Source organism: Tritonibacter sp. SIMBA_163, assembly GCF_046535935.1.
Taxonomy (GTDB): Bacteria; Pseudomonadota; Alphaproteobacteria; order Rhodobacterales; family Rhodobacteraceae; genus Epibacterium; species Epibacterium scottomollicae.
Map to the genome: position 1 here is coordinate 1 of NZ_JAWJBP010001048.1, position 246 is coordinate 246.

General features: G+C 48.0%; 1 protein-coding gene. It reads right to left on the reverse strand.

Features of this window, described 5'->3' with window-relative positions; all coding sequences use genetic code 11:
• Positions 1–202, reverse strand: a 202-nt coding sequence (locus R0J92_RS25540) for a GntR family transcriptional regulator (RefSeq protein WP_411053746.1), incomplete at its 3' end; no start/stop codon positions are given.
• Positions 203–246: the final 44 nt, after the last annotated feature.

The following is a 246-nucleotide window of genomic DNA, read 5'->3' on the forward strand; positions in this document are numbered from 1 at the left end:
CTACTAGCCCTGTGTCTTCCAGTTGTCGATAAACTTTACTGATGGTGTTGCGATGCAAACCTGTCATCATTGCAAGTTGACGGGTACTGGGAAGGCGATGACCGGGGGGATATTGTCGAGACGCGATCGCGAATTGAATCTGGTCAAAAAGCTGCTTGGAGGCTGGAATTTCACTGTCCAACTTGATATGAAATTTAACCATCAACCGAGAGCCTCCTCAACCTCTAGTGGTGCTATGCTGGTTCT